Origin of the sequence: Dactylosporangium cerinum, assembly GCF_042653625.1 — a bacterium.
In the GTDB taxonomy this organism is placed as follows: Bacteria; Actinomycetota; Actinomycetes; order Mycobacteriales; family Micromonosporaceae; genus Dactylosporangium; species Dactylosporangium cerinum.
This window is the reverse complement of sequence record NZ_JBHSIU010000004.1, coordinates 234,796-250,968: the sequence shown is the minus strand read 5'-3', so window position 1 is coordinate 250,968 and position 16,173 is coordinate 234,796. Positions and strand designations below refer to the sequence as shown.

Here is a 16,173-nt window from a genome sequence, read left to right as displayed (position 1 = left end):
AAAGCAGACTTGAGGGGGCCGCGGATGGCGGGGGAGACGAAGACCAAGGCAGCGTCGCGCAAAGAGGCACAGGGCCTGCGCGTCGAGCGGGTGTGGACGACCGAGGGGGTCCACCCTTACGACGAGGTGACGTGGGAGCGTCGCGACATCGTCATGACCAACTGGCGCGACGGCTCGATCAACTTCGAGCAGCGCGGCGTCGAGTTCCCGGACTCGTGGTCCGTGAACGCGGCGAACATCGTCACCACCAAGTACTTCCGCGGCGCGGTCGGCACCGACGCCCGCGAGTGGTCGCTGCGGCAGCTGATCGACCGCGTCGTCACCGTGTACCGCAAGGCCGGTGAGGACAACGGTTACTTCGCCTCGCCCGCCGACGCCGAGGTGTTCGGCCACGAGCTGACCTGGATGCTGCTGCACCAGGTGTTCAGCTTCAACTCGCCGGTCTGGTTCAACGTGGGCACGCAGTCGCCGCAGCAGGTCAGCGCCTGTTTCATCCTCGCGGTGGACGACTCGATGGACAGCATCCTCGACTGGTACAAGGAAGAGGGCCTGATCTTCAAGGGAGGGTCCGGCTCCGGCGTCAACCTGTCCCGGATCCGCTCCTCGAAGGAGCTGCTGAGCAGCGGCGGCACCGCCAGCGGCCCGGTGAGCTTCATGCGCGGCGCCGACGCGTCCGCCGGGACGATCAAGAGCGGTGGCGCGACCCGCCGCGCGGCGAAGATGGTCATCCTGGACGTCGACCACCCCGACGTCGAGGAGTTCATCGAGACCAAGGCCAGCGAAGAGGACAAGATCCGCGCCCTGCGCGACGCCGGCTTCGACATGGACCTCGGCGGCAAGGACATCGTCAGCGTCCAGTACCAGAACGCCAACAACTCGATCCGGGTCTCCGCCGAGTTCATGCAGTCGATCGAGGATGACGCCGAGTTCGCGCTGCGCTCCCGGCTCGACGGCAGCGTCGTGTCGACCGTCAAGGGCCGCGAGCTGTTCCGCAAGCTCGCCCAGGCCGCGTGGGCGTGCGCCGACCCCGGCATCCAGTACGACGACACGATCAACCAGTGGCACACCTGCCCGGAGACCGGCCGGATCACCGCGTCCAACCCGTGCAGCGAGTACATGCACCTGGACAACTCCAGCTGCAACCTCGCGTCGCTGAACCTGATGAAGTACCTCAACGCCGACGGCACGTTCGCGGTGGAGAAGTTCGTCAAGTCGATCGAGTTCGTGATCACCGCGATGGACATCTCGATCTGCTTCGCCGACTTCCCGACCGAGAAGATCGGCGCGACCACCCGCGCGTACCGGCAGCTCGGCATCGGCTACGCCAACCTCGGCGCGCTGCTGATGGCCAGTGGCCTCGCGTACGACTCCGACGGTGGCCGTGCGGTCGCCGCGACGATCAGCAGCCTCATGTCGGGCACCGCGTACCGCCGCTCGGCCGAGCTGGCCGGGATCGTCGGCGCATACGACGGGTACGCCCGCAACGCCACCCCGCACCAGCGGGTCATGCAGCAGCACGCCACCGCCAACGACGCGATCAGCACCGTCGGCGGCGTCGACGTCGCGATCAAGACCGCGGCCACCGCGGAGTGGGCCCTGGGCAACGAGATCGGCGCCAAGAACGGCTGGCGCAACTCGCAGGCCAGCGTCCTGGCCCCGACCGGCACCATCGGCCTGATGATGGACTGCGACACTACGGGCGTCGAGCCGGACCTGGCCCTGGTCAAGTTCAAGAAGCTCGTCGGCGGCGGCTCGATGCAGATCGTCAACCAGACCGTCCCCCGCGCCCTGCGCAACCTGGGCTACCAGGAGGAGCAGGTCGAGGCGATCGTCGAGCACATCTCCGAGCACGGCCACGTCGTGGACGCGCCCGGCCTGCGCGCCGAGCACTACTCCGTCTTCGACTGCGCCATGGGCGAGCGCACCATCGCCCCGATGGGCCACGTGCGGATGATGTCGGCGATCCAGCCGTTCATCTCCGGCGCCATCTCCAAGACGGTCAACATGCCGGAGGCGGCCACCGTCGAGGACGTCGAGGAGATCTACTTCCAGGGCTGGAAGCTGGGCCTCAAGGCGCTCGCGATCTACCGCGACAACTGCAAGGTCGGCCAGCCGCTCTCGGCGGTCAACAAGTCGAAGAAGGAAGAGCCGGCTCCCGTCGTCCAGGAAGTCGTCAAGACCGAGAAGGTCATCGAGTACCGCCCGGTCCGCAAGCGGCTGCCGAAGAAGCGGCCCAGCTCGACCGTGTCGTTCTCCGTCGCCGGCGCCGAGGGGTACCTGACCGCGTCGTCGTACCCGGACGACGGCCTCGGCGAGGTCTTCCTGAAGATGTCGAAGCAGGGCTCGACCCTGGCCGGCGTGATGGACGCGTTCTCCGTGGCGATCTCCATCGGCCTGCAGTACGGCGTGCCGCTGGAGACCTACGTCAGCAAGTTCGTCAACATGCGCTTCGAGCCGGCCGGCATGACCGACGACCCGGACATCCGCCTGTCGTCCTCGGTGATGGACTACATCTTCCGCCGCCTGGCGCTGGACTTCCTGGACTTCGACACCCGCTCGGAGCTGGGCATCCTCACCTCGTCGGAGCGCGCCGCCCAGCTGCGCGCCGAGGCGGGCGAGCCGGACGTCGACCTGACCGAGATGCGCAACTCGGCTCCGGTGGAGGCGGCCGCGAAGCCGGCGGCCGTGGCGAAGCCGGTCGAGGTCGAGATCGCCACCCCGCGCAAGGTCGGCTCGTCGACCGAACTGCTCGAACTGGTCCAGGGCAAGGCCGCCGACGCGCCGCTGTGCTTCACCTGCGGCACGAAGATGCGCCCCGCCGGCAGCTGCTACGTCTGCGAGGGCTGCGGCTCCACCAGCGGCTGCAGCTGATCGTGCACCATCGACGACCGCCCGGACCGCTCACGGTCCGGGCGGTCGCCCGTTTGGCGCCCGGAGCGCAGCGGGCTCCAGTCCTTGAGCCGCAGGGCCGGGCGTTCGACGAGGTGCCAGGAGGCCGCCGCGAGCAGCGTCGTGGCCACGGCGGACGCCGCGATGTAGGCCGGCAGCCCCCAGTGGTGCACGCCGAGCGCGGCGAGGACCTGCTGGGTCGGGAACGCGTAGATGTAGATGCCGAACGAGTAGTCGTGCCCCCGCCCGATCCGGTGCGACCAGCGCGGCAGCGTACAGGCGGCGCACAGCAGCAGATACCCGAACGCGGGGTAACCGAGCACGTGGAAGGCGCCGAGGCGCAGGGTCGCCAGCAGCACCGCCGCCGCGGCGGCGATCAGCAGCGGGTGGACCGGGACGCGGTGCTGGAACAGCTGCGCCGAGGCACCGAGCAGGAACAGGAAGCCCAGGTAGACGATCAGCTGCGTGTCCAGCGCGCCGAACAGCGGGATCGGGCCGAAGACGCCGCGGGGGCGCGGGACCGTGTACGGGTCGGGCAGCTGGTGCAGGAAGTCGCTCAGCAGGACGGCGTAGGCACCGGCGGTGAGCAGCAGGATCAGGCGCGGGGAGCGGCGGACCACGCCGCAGGCGGTGAGGGCGGTGAAGACGCCGTACCAGAAGAGTTCGAACGGCAGGCTCCACAGCGAGCCGTTGACGACCGACACGCCGGCGGTGAGGCGGCCGTAGGGGTTGCCGCCGAACAGGGTGCCGATGCCCCACTGGTTCGGCCGCCCGAGCGCGTTGTTCAGGGCGAATGAGACAGCAGCGGAGAATGAGGCGAAGCATCCGGCGACGACCGCGATGACCAGCAGGCACACCCACAGCCCGGGGAAGATCCGCAGGAAACGGTGCCAGGCGAACCGCACGAACCCGAGCCGCGCCGCGCTGGCACTGACCAGGAACCCGGACAGCACGAAGAATCCGGACACCGCGAGTGACCCGAGTTCCGTCTGACCGTGCGAGAACCCGAGTCCGGGCGTCGGCCGGCCGGCGCCGAGCGGCCAGGCGTGCCCGACCAGCACCGCGAACGCGAGACACAGCCGCAGGAGCCCGAGAGCGTTCGCGCGGGGCGAGTACCGGTTAGCCAACACATCCTGACAAACGACCAGATGCCTGACTTCGTCGTTAAGCGAGGTGTGTCAGTATCCGCACACCCCCAAAACGGACGTCACACCCAAGCAACTTCCCATCGCCGTGCCGGCGGCGGCCGCCTGGCTGGTCATTTCGCTGCTGTACCTCGCCGGGGGCGCCGTCCTCGTCCCGCCGCTGCTGCTGATCGCCACCGCCGCGCTGCTCCGGGGCGGCCGGACCGTCCTCGACCGGCTGATGCTCGCGACCGGGCTGCTGCTCGGCCTCACCAGCCTCGGCGCGCTCGTCTTCGCCGTCTGGCCGTGGGGCCTGCACCCGGTGGCCGCCGGCGGGACCGCCGCCACCGCCCTGATCGTCGCCGCCGCGAAGACCGGCCGCCGGCCGCAGCTGCCGAGACCCGGCGCCACCGACGCGATCACCGGGCTCGCCGTCGCCGCCGTCGGCGCGGTCGTCGCCTGGCCGCTGCTGCGCGACGGGCGCACCGGCCGGCTCGCGCTGGTCCTGGACGGCGAGGACCTCGCCCGGCACGCGTCCCTGTTCGACGCCGTCCGCCGCGTCGGTGGGTACCTCTTCCAACACCCGGAACAGGGCAGGTCCCTCGTCTACGAGGGGATGGTCAGCTACCCGCAGGGCGAGCACCTGACCGCCGCGCTGCTCGACGGGTTCGTCCGGTCCTCCGCCACCGCGCAGGGCACCGGCGCCGGCATGTTCGACCACTACCTGGCGTTCGTCGCGGGCGGCTACCTGCTGCTCGCCGCGACGATCATCTGGGCCGCGCAGTGGATCGGCGCCGGCGGCCTCACCCCGGCGCGCACCATCCCCCTGGCCGGCGGCATCGCCGCGCTGTGCGCGTTCGGGGAGCTCCTGGACCTCGTCCGGTTCGGCTATCCGAGCCAGGTGCTCGGCTCGCCGAGGCGGTCATGCTCCTCGCCGTCCTCGTCCGCCCGGTGCCCCGCCCCCGGCAGCAGCTGCTGATCGTCGCGGCCCTGCTCGCCGCCGTGGGGTTCACCTACTACCTGTACCTGCCGCCGGTCGGCCTGGCCGCGATCCTGTGGCTGATGCGGGAACGCCGACGAGCTCGCGCCCGGCGGATCCCCGCCGTCGCCCTCGCGATCGCCGTCACCAGCGCGGTCCCGCTCGCCATCGGCGTCCTCGTCGCCGGGCAGGCCGGCGCGCTGCTCAGCGTCGGGTCCCTGCGGGTCGGCCGGGAAGGGCTCGTCGTCCTGTGCTGCCTCGTCGCGTCGGGCCTGCTGACCGGCCGTGGCCGCCGGAGCGGGATCTGGCGCTCGTACGCGCTGATCTTCGTGCCCGTGGCCGGCTTCGCGGTGGGGATGCTGGCCGTGCAGCGGCTCTTCGGCGCCGGCAGCGGCTACTACGCCAACAAGGCCCTGTTCCTGGTCCTGGCCCTGCTGCTGGCCGGCACCGGAACCCTCGCGCTGCACCTGCCACGCCGGCCGCGGACCGTGCTCAACCTCAGGGCGGCGTCGGTGCTGATGGCGATCGTCGCCCTCGTCGGCGGCGACCGGCCGGACCGGTTGGAGTCCAGGACGACCTGGCTGGCCGGGGCCGGCGTGGACCAGGTCGCCTACGCGAGGGCGGCCCTGGGTCTCACCCCGGGCCGCCCGACCGTGGTCGTCGGCGACGACCCGGGCTACGAGTCATACCGGCTGACGCTGTTCATCTCGATGCTGCAGCGCACCTCCGGCGAGATGGCCGGCGCGACCTACCACGTCGGGCCGATCAACTCGCCGGACCGCCTCGACGCCGTCGTCGTCCGGATGCCCGGCCCGATGCGGCTGCTTGTGCTGTCCGACGACGCCCGGACCCGTGCCGAGGCGCTGCGCCGCCGCCACCCGTCGGCCTCGATCGAGATCGTCTCCGCGTAGCGCCCCGCCGCAGTGATCGTGGTGTTCAATGCGGCGGGGGTACGGGACGAGCCTGCCGGTGGCGTCACTTCTTGGTCTTGCGCAGCGCCTTCAGGTCGGCGTGCGCGGACTTCGCGGCGGCGCGGACCTGCTGGACCTGCGCCCGCAGCGCGTCGCCGTCCGGGCCGGGCTTGAGCGCCAGCAGGGTGTCGACCTTGCCCTTCAGGGTGGCCTCGATCGCGTCGAGCTTCGCGGTGTCGGCACCGGGCTGGGTGCGCAGCTTGGCCACCACGGCGAGCTCGGTGTCGATCGCGGCGGTGAGGCGGACCTTCGGGCCGGTGAGCACGAAGACGCGGTAGTCGAACACCATCGACTGGGCGTCGTCCTTCACCGCCGCTCCGGTCGTCTCGCCCTTGACCTTGGTCTTCAGCGCGGTCAGGCCGGCCCGCTGGTCGGCGATGAGCTTGGCGAGGGTGTCCCGGTGCCCGGCCTGGATCTGCTTCGCCGCGGCGAGGCCCGTCTCGAACTTCTTCAGCGCGTCGAGCCGCTTGTCGATGCGGTCGGCGACGGCGTCCTTGGCCGCTTCGAGCGTGGCGGCCTTCACCGATGGCCGTGCGGACGGCTCGGCCGAGGCGGTGGCCGGGATGAGCACGGCGGTGAGGATCAGGGTCAGGGCGATCAGGGTGCGCTTCATATCGGTCCCTCTCAGTCTTCGTCGCCGGCGGGCTGGGCGTCGCCGGACAGCTGCTGGTCCACCTGGTCGAGCAGCTGGTCGACGTCGTCGCCCTGGGAGGTTGCCGCAGGGGCGTCCTGGGCCGGGGTCGTCTGGGTCGAGACCGCGGGTGGGCGCTGGTCGCGCCGCTCCTTGCGTTCCTGCCGCCCGCAGCCGCCCGCGAACAGCAGCGCGGCCGCGAGCGCGATGGCGATGGTTCGTCTCATGCCGGACATGGTGTGTCCCGCGGGTAAGCGCGGCCCGCGGGACAACGTAAGGATCAGGTCAAGTCAGCCGGCGACGGCGGCCACCACCTCGACCTCGAGCAGGGCGCCGTCGCGGAACAGCTTCGACACCTCGACGGTGGTGCTGGTCGGCGGCCGGCCGGTGAACACCGCCAGGCGGACCTGGCCGTACTGCGGCAGCAGCGCCATGTCGGTCAGGAACGTGCGGATGTTCACCACGTCGGCGAACGTCGCCCCGTGCGCCTCGAGGATCGCGCCGATCAGCTCGAACACCCGGGTCGCCTGCGCGACCATGTCGCCGGCGCCGACGAGCCGGCCGTCGTCGTCCAGCGCGATCTGGCCGGACAGGAACAGCAGCGTCCCGGTGCCGACGTCGACCCGGGCCACGTGCGAGTACGCCCCGACCGGCGCCGCCACCGTGGCGGGATTGTCTATGACGAGCATGGAACTCCTTCCAGAACGATGGTGGTCAGGTCCGCCTCCGGGTCGGCGGCGGCCAGGTGCCGCCCGGCGGCGACGGCGACCGGCAGGTCCCGGTCACCGACGCTGAGGGCGAGGTCCTTGGCCGCGAGCCGCACCGCGAAGTGTGCCGATCTGGCCGTCAGGACGCGTTCGACGGCGATGCCGAGCGGCCCGCTGCGCAGCGCCTCCAGGGCCTCCGCGCGGGGCACCCCGACCGCGTCGGCGACCTGCAGCACCTCGGCCAGCGACGCGAGCGCGGTGACGAGCGCGGTGTTGAGCACCACCTTCATCGCCGCGCCGCTGCCGGACGGGCCGCAGCGGCGGACCTCCCCGAGGGTGGCGAGGACCGGGGCGACCCGGTCGAGGGCGGCATCGGTGCCCCCGGCGAAAATGCGCAACGTGCCACCCTCGGCCGCTCCGGTGCTGCCCGCGACCGGCGCGTCGACCAGGTCCACGCCGCCGGGCAGGACCGCAGCGAGGTCGCGCACCGCGTCGGGACCGATCGTCGACATGTCGACCAGCGTCGCGGACCCGTCGAGCCGGGCGGCCCGGACGACCTCGAGCACCGTCGGGCCGTCGGTGAGCATCGTGATGACGATGCCCGCGTCGCGCACCGCCGCCGCGGGGTCCGGCCCGACGGTCACCCCGTCGATCAGCCTCGGGGTGCGGCTCCACCCCGTGACCGCAAACCCGTGCGCGGCCAGCCTTCGCGCGATCGGTGCCCCCATGTGCCCGAGCCCGAGCACAGCGATCTTCTCCATGCCGGTGACCGTAATCCGGGCTTCGACATGCGACCAACGAATGTCTGGCATCGCTGCCATGCCCTGTGAGAATGTATCGGCGTGCAGACCGAGATGCTGGAAGTCTTCCGGGAGGTCGCCCGGCAGCGGTCGATCACCGGCGCCGCGACGACGCTGCGCTACACGCAGTCGGCCGTGTCCCGCCAGATCGCGGCCCTGGAGCTGGAGCTCGGCGCGCGGCTGTTCGACCGGCTGCCCCGCGGCGTCGCCCTCACCGCCGAGGGCGCCTGCCTGCTCGACCACGCGACGGCGATCCTCGACCGGCTCGCCCTGGCCCGCCGCGAGGTCACCGCCGTGCACGCCGGCACCGCCGGGCACCTGCGGGTCGGCGCGTTCGCCACCGCCGACGCCGCACTCGTCCCGCGCGCCCTCGCCCGCTTCCGCGCCACCCGCCCCGAGGTCCGCCTGACCCTCATCGAGGGCGTCACCGGCGGCCTCCTCACCGCCCTGCTCGCCGGCGACGCCGACGTGGTGCTGGTGACGGCGGGTGCGGACCGCCCGTTCGAGGATGCCCGGTTCACCACGCACCACGTCCTGGACGAGCCCGTGCTCCTGGCCGTGCCGGCGGGACACCCGCTGCCGCCGGGTTCGCCGGTGCGGCTGGCGTCGCTGGTGTCCGAGGCGTGGATCGCGGGCTCGGCGGCCCCGGAGGAGACCCTGCTGGCGCCGAGCGTGCGGCTGGGGTTCCGGCCGCGGATCGCCTTCGTCGCCGGCGAGTGGACCGCGAAACTCGGCTTCGTGGCCGCCGGCCTCGGCGTGACCCTGGTCCCCGCCCTGGCCGCGCGCGCCGCCCCGCCCGACGTGACGCTGCTCGCCCTGCACCCCGACGAGGTCCCACCCCGCAGCGTCCTCGCGGCCACGATCGCCGGCCGCACCGTCCCACCCGCCGTCACCGACTTCCTGACCCTCCTCCGCACCGAGGCGACCACCTTCCTCGACCCCACCGCGGTGATCGAATGACGGCCCGGGAAGCGGCGGCCGGCCACGGGATGGGCGCGTATGCGCCATCCCAGCCAGCGCGGAACGCGCGGCTGTGCGAGCGCAGCGAGCATTGGGGGTCCGGGGTGAGAATCCCCCGGCGGGACCCGCCGCGAAGCGGTGGGGCAGCGAGCTATCGCGTAGCGACAGGCGGGAAACTGCTACAGGCTGCTGAGGTCGATCAGCTTGGCGAGGTCGATGAGCTTCGGCAGGAGGTCGGCGGACTTGTCGTCGGCGGTGCCCCGGGCGAGGTGCACCGACAGCTGGATGATCCGCTTGTTCCCGGCCAGCCAGCCGACCTCCGCCCCCGGGCCGGTGGTGTCCGTGGCGGGAACCGGCCGCTGATACGCCGCGGCGCCGAGGCCGGGGACCGCGGCGGCACCCTTGGGCTGGACGGCGGAGGTGTAGATGTCGGCGCCGATCGTCGTGGCGCTCACCGACAGGACCAGGTCGGGGAAGCCGGCGCCGCGGGGCTGCAGGACGCAGGTGAAGGTGTTCTCCTGCGTGGCGGCCGCGGCGACGGCGAGGTCCAGACCGAGCTTGGCGTTGACCACCGGGAAGTCGAGCAGCTGGCAGGCACCTCCGGCCGCGGCGGCGGGCGCGGTCGACGGGTTGGCCGGTGGCTGCGCACCGGCGTCGTCGCAACCGGCGAGCAGGACCAGCACCACCAGCGCCACGACAAGCCTCCGCACGACGCGCACCCTATCGCGGCGGAGGCAGACGGTCGACGATGTGCCTGGCGATCTCCAGGGAACTGGTCGCGGCCGGTGACGGTGCGTTGAGGACGTGGACCTGGCGGCCTTCGGCGACGATGAGGAAGTCGTCGACGAGGGTGCCGGCCGGCGTGATGGCCTGGGCGCGCACCCCCGCGGAGGCGGGCACCAGGTCGGCCGCGGTCACTGCGGGCACCAGCCGGGCCAGGCTCTCGGCGAAGCGCTTCTTCGACAGGGAGCGGCGGACCTCGGTGAGGCCGTACCGCAGGTGCTTGCGGGCCAACTGCCACATGCCGGGGTAGCTGACCGTGTCGGCGATGTCACCGGGGCGGATGCGGGACCACGAGTAGCCCTCGCGGGCGGTGGCGAGGACCGCGTTGGGGCCGGCGTGGACGCTGCCGTCGATCATGCGGGTCAGGTGCACGCCGAGGAACGGGAACTGCGGGTCGGGCACCGGGTAGATCAGGCCGTTGACGAGGTGTCGCCGGGATGGGTGCAGCTCGAAGTACTCGCCGCGGAACGGGATGATCCGGGCCGGTGGCTTGATGCCGGCCAGCTTCGCGACCCGGTCGGCGTGCAGGCCGGCGCAGTTGACGAGGACGTCGGCGAACACGTCGCCGACGGTGGTGTGCACGACCGTCTCACCGTGCAGGGTGGAGATGCCGGTCACCCGCGCGCCGAGGCGCAGCGTCGCGCCGGCCTTCTCCAGCAGCGTCGCGAGGGTCACGCAGACGGCGCCGAAGTCGGCGATGCCGGTCGACGCCACGTGGATGCCCTGGACGCAGGCGACCTCCGGCTCGAAGGAGCGGGCCTCGTCGGCGTCGACCAGTCGGGCGGGGAGCCCGTTGGCGAGAGCACGGTCGTACAGGCTGCGCAAACGAGGCAATTCGGACGCTTCGGTCGCCACGATCAGCTTGCCGGTCACCTGATGCGGAATGCCGTGCTCGCGGCAGAACTCCACCATCGAGGCGCTGCCGGCCTTGCATAGCGTCGCCTTGAGGCTGCCGGGCTTGTAGTAGACGCCCGCGTGGATGACGCCCGAGTTGTGGCCCGTCTGATGGGCGCCCCAGGTCTGTTCCTTCTCCAGCACGGTGACGTCTGCGTCGGGGTGCTCCAGGGTGAGCCGGTGCGCCGTGGCCAAGCCGACGATGCCGCCACCGATGACCACGTACCGCACGCTGCCTCCTCGTGTCCTACCGACGCCTGCCGTCCGCCGAATCGTATTCGTGCTAGCGTTCCCGTCCGTGGGTCAGCCTGTCGTCGAAGTAGCACCAGCCAAGCCCTGGCGGGCCCGCCTGATCACCGCCGTGCGGATCATCGCGGTCCTCGGCATCGTGTACTTCATCGTCGCCACCACGGTCGCCCAGTGGTCGGACGTCCAGGCGACGTTCCGTAGCCTCTCATGGACGTCGCTGACCTTGTCGCTGTTCGCCGCGGTCCTGTCGCTGTGGGCGACGATGATGGCGTGGCGGTCGATGGTCGGCAGCATCGACCATCCGCTGCGGGTCCGCGACGCCGCCCCGATCATGCTGGTCGGCTCGCTCGGCAAGTACCTGCCGGGTTCCGTGTGGGCGTATGTCGTGCAGATGGAGCTCGGCCGCCGCGCCGGCGTGTCCCGGGCGAAGGTCTTCATCGGCTCGGTCCTGGTGAGCGGCATCGGCGTCACGATCGGGCTGATCCTGACATCGCCCGGCTTCGGCACCGCGTTCGACGGGGTGCGCGCCTCCGGGCACGAGGTGTTCGGCTCCCTGGCGGTGTGGGTGTCGATCATCCTGCTGCCGTTCACCGTCGTCTGCTGCTACCCGCCGCTGCTGACCTGGATCGTCGGCCGGGCGATGCGGGTGCTGCGGCGCCCGCCGCTGGACCGGCCGATCACCTGGCGGCCGATCCTCTCCAGCATGGGGTGGTGCGTCGTCGGGTATCTGGCGGCGGGCCTGCACGTGTGGCTGCTGGTGCGCGCGCACCTGCCGGGCCTGCACGGCCTGGCCGGCAGCGTTTTCGCGATGGCCCTGGCCATGAGCATCAGCACGTTCGTCATCGTCGCCCCGTCGGGCCTCGGCGCCCGCGAGTTCCTGATGGCGCTCGGCCTGGCCGGCCTGGGGATGCCGTGGGCGACGGCGTGGGCCATGACGCTCATGTCGCGCCTGCTCTTCACCGTCGCCGACGTGGCCGCCGCGGGTGCGGCCGCCGCCGTGGGGCTGCGCCGGATCCGCCACTCACAGCTTCCGGGCGAGGAACTCCTCCCAACTCCCGATCCCGCCGCCGGGCCCGGTCCCCGCACCGTCGCGTAGCGCCCGGAAGATCTTCCCGGGCAACCTGATCGGGACGAGCAGCCGTCGTTTGCCGGTGTGGGTGAGGTACGCCTGCCACAGCTCTCGCGTGCTGCGCCGCTGCGGGCCGGAGAAGTCCCCCGGCTGCGCCGGCAGTTCGCCCTCGACGATCTCCGCGAGCCGCACCGCCACGTCGTGCACCTCGACCGGCCGCACGTCGAACGCCGGGTAGAACCCGACGAGCGGCAGCTTCGTCAGCGCCTTCGCCAGGCTGAGCACCAGCTCGTGGAACTGGCTGGCGCGCAGGGAGGTCCCGCCGTACGCGGCCACCATCCGCTCGATCGTGACCTTGTCCTTGTAGTAGCCGAGCGGGATCCGGTCGACGCCGACGATCGACACGAACACCAGCTGGGGCTTCCCGGCGGCGTCCAGGGCCTCGATGAGCTTCGTGGTCGCGGCCACATCCCTGCGGCCGTCGGTGGCCGCGTGCACGACCACGTCGACCCCGTCGAGTGCGTCGGCGAGCCCTTCGCCGGTGAGCAGGTCGGCGTGCGTGTAGCCGGGCTTCGACCGGCTCAAGCCACGCACCGCGTGACCACGTTCCTCCAGGACGGCGACGACGTCCCGCCCGAGCGTCCCGGTCGCGCCGGTGACGAGCACTGTTCGCTTCATGGCATACCAGACGGCTCAGCCGCCGGAATGTGACACCGTGTGGCCGGCGTCTCAGTCCAGATCGGGCACCTCACCGGCGAGCAGCGCGTCGAGCGGGTCCTTGCCGATCTCGGTGTACGCCCCGTCGACGAGCCGGAAACGCAGCACCATGTCGTCGGGCTCGACCCGCCAGAAGTGCTCGATCCCCGCGTCGGCGTATTCGAGCGGTTTGAACCAGCGGTCGATCCGCTCCGACCCCGCTGCCACGACCTCCACCGCGAGCAGGACGTCTGCCGCCGGTATCCAGACAGTTTCATCAGCCACGTGACCCTTCGTGACGGCCACGTCCGGGACCGGCCGTTGAGGTCGTCGTCCGTGGTGCTGAGACCGACGAAGAGGCCGGTCCGTCCGGGGAAGCCATGGGTCATCAACCACACGCCGAGGCGCGAAGCGGTGTGCTGGTGCCCGAGGGTCCTCGGCGGTATGACGACGAGGTTGCCCTCGGTCAGCTCGAAGCAGTGCAGCTCGTCGGCCTCCGCGAGCGCTGACACGTCGTGCACCGTCAGCGGTCGAGGCGGCACGTGCAGGGTGGCGGTCACGCCGTGCTCCTTCCCGTCCAGTCCTCACCGTACATATGGCCATGTGGCCATGTGGCCATGCAACGGTGTGGATCGGGTTACGGGGTGGTGCGGGCGTCGTAGTGTTCGCGGGCCTGGGCGACGTCGGTGCGGTGCCGCTCCGCCCACGTGGTGATCGCGAGCAGGGCGGCGTGCAGCTCCAGGGCCATCGGCGTGAGGCTGTATTCGACCCGTGGCGGGACCGTCGGGTAGACGGTCCGCACGAGCATCCCGTCGCGCTCCAGGTTGCGCAGCGTCAGGGTCAGCATGCGGCGACTGATGCCGCTGATGGCCCGCTCCAGCTCGGTGAACCGGATCGGGCCGTCGGCCGCGGCCACCAGGATGCACACGCTCCACTTGCCGGCGACGCGGTCGACCAGCTCCTGGACGGTGCACCCGCTCAGCATCAGTGGGCTGCTACGAACACCCGCGACGCGACCTCGCGCGGCAGCCGGATGCGCTCGCCGGCCCGGTCGATGCTGACGCCGTCGCGCTCCTGCGCCACGGTGACTGTCGCGCCGGGGTCGATGCCGGCGGTGTGCAGTTGGCGCAGGACGTCGGCGTCGGTCTGGACGCTCTCGCAGATCCGGCTCACCACAACCGCCCCGGCGAGACCGGGGAAGGCGAGGTTGCGCTCGGGGTCGGACGGGTCGTGGGTCGTGGTGCTGCCCTCGAGGCCCTCCAGTCCCGGGATCGGGTTGCCATACGGCGATCGGGTCGGGCGGCCCAGCAGCTCGTAGACCCGCTGCTCGACGGCGTCGCTCATGACGTGCTCCCAGCGGCACGCCTCTTCGTGCGCCTCCTCATACGGCAGGCCGATCACATTGACCAGCAGCAGCTCGGCGAGGCGGTGCTTGCGCATGACGGCGACCGCGTGGACGCGGCCCTCGTCGGTCAGCGCGAGGTGGCGGTCGCCCTCGACGATCAGCAGGCCGTCGCGCTCCATGCGGGCGACGGTCTGGCTGACGGTGGGTCCGCTCTGGTGGAGTCGCTCGGCGATCCGGGCACGCTTGGGAACGACGCCCTCTTCTTCGAGCTCCAGGATCGTCTTCAGGTACATCTCGGTGGTATCGACCAGGTCGTTCACTGCCTTGCCCTCCCGGTACGCGATGGTACTCGTCGCGTACGTCAAGATTGGAACGTGACAGCCAACCAAGCGATCTTGGACGGTGCCGTCGTCGCCGAGCTGGTTTGGGAAGCGGGGGTCTCCGCTTTTCACAATCCTACCGGCGCGCGCAGGGTCCCTGCGCACACTGCAAAGGAGGGGCCGGTCACGTGAACACGCTGGTCATGTGGGACGACGCGCTGCTGCGCTACGACATGGGCGAGCACCCCCTCGACCCGGTGCGCGTGGAGCTGACCATGGCACTCGCCCGTGACCTGGGCATCCTCGGTCGCGCCGGGGTCACGCTGCGAGCCCCCGAGCAGGCCGGCGACGACGTGCTGGGCACCGTGCACGACCCGGACTACATCGCCGTGGTCAAGGCCGCATCGACCGGCCGGCGGCTCAGCATCATGGGGCTCGGCACCTCCGACAACCCCACGTTCCCCGGCATGCACGACGTCAGCGCCCTCATCGCGGGCGCCACCCGGGCCGCCGCCGAGGCGGTCTGGCTCGGCGAGGCCGACCGCGCGGTCAGCATCGCCGGCGGGCTGCACCACGCGATGCCGGCCCGGGCCGCCGGTTTCTGCGTCTACAACGATCCCGCCGTCGCGATCGCCCGGGTGCTGGAGCTCGGCGCGGAACGGGTCGCGTACGTCGACATCGACGTCCACCACGGCGACGGCGTGCAGGAGATCTTCTACGACGACCCGCGGGTCCTCACCGTCAGCCTGCACGAGTCGCCGCACTCGCTCTTCCCCGGCACCGGGTTCCCGTCCGAGACGGGCGGTCCGGGCGCGGAGGGCTCCGCGGTCAACGTCGCGCTGCCGCCGGGCACCGACGACGCCGGCTGGCTGCGCGCGTTCCACGCCGTGGTGCCGGGGGTGCTCCGCGCGTTCCGGCCGCAGCTGCTGTTCACGCAGTGCGGCGCCGACACGTACCGGCACGACCCCCTCGCGAACCTGCGGCTGACCGTCGACGGCCAGCGCGCCGCGTACCTCGCCCTGCGCGACCTCGCGACGGAGGTGGCGGGCGGCAAGTGGGTCGCCAGCGGCGGCGGCGGATACGCGCTCGTCGAATGCGTCCCGCGGGCGTGGACGCACCTGCTGGCCGTGGTCACCGGCGACGCCATCGACCCGTCGACACCGACGCCGGCGTCGTGGCAGTCGCTCGCCGCTCGACGGAGGCCGGGACATCCCGTGCCGACGGCCATGACGGACGGCGGAAGCGCGGAATGGTCACCATGGGTGCCGGGACAGACCCCGGACGGCGTCGACCGGGCGATCATGGCAACCCGCACGGCGACCTTCCCGCACTTCGGCCTGGACCCGCACGACCCGCGCGACTAAGGCACGAGTGGGAGCGCAGCGAGCATGGGGGGTGTGGGGTGGGAACCCCCCACGGAACCGCTGGCGAAGCCGACGGAGCTAGGAACTGATCACGGCCGCTTCCTCCAGGCGGGTCAGGCGCTGCTTGATCCGGTCGAGCTCGGCCAGCATCGCCGTCTCCGCCGCGGTCGAGGTGCCGAAGGACGTGTCCGGCGACGGCGCGCCCCGCAGCATGGACAGCTCGTCGTGCAACGCGGTCAGCGCCTGCGCGACCACGTCCAGGAACGCGTCGACCTCGTCCTCGTCGTAGCCGCGCTTGCCGAACGCCGCTTTCGTGAACCGGACGGCTTGCACGTCGGCCGGGGTGAGCATCATCCAGACACGATAACCAACCCGCCAGTGCGACCATGAAG

At 71.5% G+C, this 16,173-nt stretch carries 18 protein-coding genes; 6 read left to right on the top strand and 12 right to left on the bottom strand.

The window, feature by feature from the left end; all coding sequences use genetic code 11:
* Positions 1 to 24: 24 nt before the first annotated feature.
* Entirely contained in the window at positions 25 to 2,871 is a 2,847-nt protein-coding gene (locus ACFPIJ_RS02060; RefSeq protein WP_380112825.1) for a vitamin B12-dependent ribonucleotide reductase, read from the top strand.
* Here the strand turns inward: ACFPIJ_RS02060 and ACFPIJ_RS02055 are convergent.
* Positions 2,829 to 4,019: an acyltransferase family protein gene (locus tag ACFPIJ_RS02055; protein ID WP_380112824.1), complete on the bottom strand. Its 1,191-nt coding sequence runs from the start codon at positions 4,017 to 4,019 to the stop codon at positions 2,829 to 2,831. The two genes, ACFPIJ_RS02060 and ACFPIJ_RS02055, sit on opposite strands and share 43 nt — an antisense overlap.
* Before the next feature lie 103 nt (positions 4,020 to 4,122).
* On the opposite strand from ACFPIJ_RS02055, the gene ACFPIJ_RS02050 reads away from it, so the two are divergent.
* Both ACFPIJ_RS02050 and ACFPIJ_RS02045 read left to right on the top strand, forming a co-directional pair.
* Positions 4,123 to 4,992: a hypothetical protein gene (locus tag ACFPIJ_RS02050; protein ID WP_380112823.1), complete on the top strand. Its 870-nt coding sequence runs from the start codon at positions 4,123 to 4,125 to the stop codon at positions 4,990 to 4,992.
* Positions 4,938 to 5,903 carry a hypothetical protein gene (locus ACFPIJ_RS02045; protein ID WP_380112822.1) on the top strand — a complete coding sequence of 322 codons (966 nt, stop codon included), beginning with the start codon at positions 4,938 to 4,940 and terminating at the stop codon, positions 5,901 to 5,903. Before ACFPIJ_RS02050 ends, ACFPIJ_RS02045 begins: the two co-directional genes overlap by 55 nt.
* 64 nt (positions 5,904 to 5,967) lie before the next feature.
* Here ACFPIJ_RS02045 and ACFPIJ_RS02040 read toward each other — a convergent pair whose 3' ends face one another.
* The 4 genes from ACFPIJ_RS02040 to ACFPIJ_RS02025 all read right to left on the bottom strand — a co-directional run bounded on the left by ACFPIJ_RS02040 (position 5,968) and on the right by ACFPIJ_RS02025 (position 8,062).
* On the bottom strand, positions 5,968 to 6,576 hold the full coding sequence (locus tag ACFPIJ_RS02040; RefSeq protein ID WP_380112821.1) for a hypothetical protein: 609 nt from the start codon (positions 6,574 to 6,576) through the stop codon (positions 5,968 to 5,970).
* Between the two features lie 11 nt (positions 6,577 to 6,587).
* Positions 6,588 to 6,821, bottom strand: a complete 234-nt coding sequence (locus ACFPIJ_RS02035; RefSeq protein ID WP_380112820.1) for a hypothetical protein — start codon at positions 6,819 to 6,821, stop codon at positions 6,588 to 6,590.
* A 63-nt stretch (positions 6,822 to 6,884) separates the two neighbouring features.
* Entirely contained in the window at positions 6,885 to 7,283 is a 399-nt protein-coding gene (locus tag ACFPIJ_RS02030; RefSeq protein ID WP_380112819.1) for a RidA family protein, read from the bottom strand.
* A complete protein-coding gene (locus ACFPIJ_RS02025; protein WP_380112818.1) occupies positions 7,271 to 8,062 on the bottom strand; it encodes an NAD(P)-dependent oxidoreductase in 792 nt (263 codons plus the stop codon). Before ACFPIJ_RS02025 ends, ACFPIJ_RS02030 begins: the two co-directional genes overlap by 13 nt.
* Before the next feature lie 81 nt (positions 8,063 to 8,143).
* Between ACFPIJ_RS02025 and ACFPIJ_RS02020 the strand changes: the two genes are divergently transcribed.
* Complete coding sequence (locus ACFPIJ_RS02020; protein ID WP_380112817.1) at positions 8,144 to 9,061, top strand: LysR family transcriptional regulator; 918 nt, start codon at positions 8,144 to 8,146, stop codon at positions 9,059 to 9,061.
* 179 nt (positions 9,062 to 9,240) lie between these two features.
* On the opposite strand, the gene ACFPIJ_RS02015 is transcribed toward ACFPIJ_RS02020, so the two are convergent.
* Positions 9,241 to 9,771, bottom strand: coding sequence for a hypothetical protein (locus ACFPIJ_RS02015; protein ID WP_380112816.1), 531 nt, complete (start codon positions 9,769 to 9,771; stop codon positions 9,241 to 9,243).
* Positions 9,772 to 9,781: 10 nt separating this feature from the next.
* A complete protein-coding gene (gene lhgO, locus ACFPIJ_RS02010; protein ID WP_380112815.1) occupies positions 9,782 to 10,969 on the bottom strand; it encodes an L-2-hydroxyglutarate oxidase in 1,188 nt (395 codons plus the stop codon).
* A 67-nt stretch (positions 10,970 to 11,036) separates the two neighbouring features.
* Between lhgO and ACFPIJ_RS02005 the strand changes: the two genes are divergently transcribed.
* Entirely contained in the window at positions 11,037 to 12,083 is a 1,047-nt protein-coding gene (locus ACFPIJ_RS02005; protein WP_380112814.1) for a lysylphosphatidylglycerol synthase transmembrane domain-containing protein, read from the top strand.
* On the opposite strand, the gene ACFPIJ_RS02000 is transcribed toward ACFPIJ_RS02005, so the two are convergent.
* From ACFPIJ_RS02000 to ACFPIJ_RS01985, 4 genes are read right to left on the bottom strand one after another with little or no spacing between them, the layout of a single operon-like run.
* Complete coding sequence (locus tag ACFPIJ_RS02000) at positions 12,009 to 12,734, bottom strand: SDR family oxidoreductase (protein ID WP_380112813.1); 726 nt, start codon at positions 12,732 to 12,734, stop codon at positions 12,009 to 12,011. The genes ACFPIJ_RS02005 and ACFPIJ_RS02000 overlap by 75 nt on opposite strands.
* Before the next feature lie 51 nt (positions 12,735 to 12,785).
* Complete coding sequence (locus tag ACFPIJ_RS01995) at positions 12,786 to 13,355, bottom strand: Uma2 family endonuclease (protein ID WP_380112812.1); 570 nt, start codon at positions 13,353 to 13,355, stop codon at positions 12,786 to 12,788.
* A gap of 34 nt (positions 13,356 to 13,389) precedes the next feature.
* Positions 13,390 to 13,737 carry a winged helix-turn-helix transcriptional regulator gene (locus tag ACFPIJ_RS01990; protein WP_380112811.1) on the bottom strand — a complete coding sequence of 116 codons (348 nt, stop codon included), beginning with the start codon at positions 13,735 to 13,737 and terminating at the stop codon, positions 13,390 to 13,392.
* A complete protein-coding gene (locus ACFPIJ_RS01985; RefSeq protein WP_380113059.1) occupies positions 13,737 to 14,417 on the bottom strand; it encodes a metal-dependent transcriptional regulator in 681 nt (226 codons plus the stop codon). Before ACFPIJ_RS01985 ends, ACFPIJ_RS01990 begins: the two co-directional genes overlap by 1 nt.
* A 203-nt stretch (positions 14,418 to 14,620) precedes the next feature.
* Here ACFPIJ_RS01985 and ACFPIJ_RS01980 point away from each other — a divergent pair, with 203 nt between their 5' ends.
* Positions 14,621 to 15,781, top strand: a complete 1,161-nt coding sequence (locus ACFPIJ_RS01980) for an acetoin utilization protein AcuC (RefSeq protein ID WP_380113058.1) — start codon at positions 14,621 to 14,623, stop codon at positions 15,779 to 15,781.
* Between the two features lie 78 nt (positions 15,782 to 15,859).
* On the opposite strand, the gene ACFPIJ_RS01975 is transcribed toward ACFPIJ_RS01980, so the two are convergent.
* On the bottom strand, positions 15,860 to 16,135 hold the full coding sequence (locus ACFPIJ_RS01975; RefSeq protein WP_380112810.1) for a DivIVA domain-containing protein: 276 nt from the start codon (positions 16,133 to 16,135) through the stop codon (positions 15,860 to 15,862).
* Positions 16,136 to 16,173: the final 38 nt, after the last annotated feature.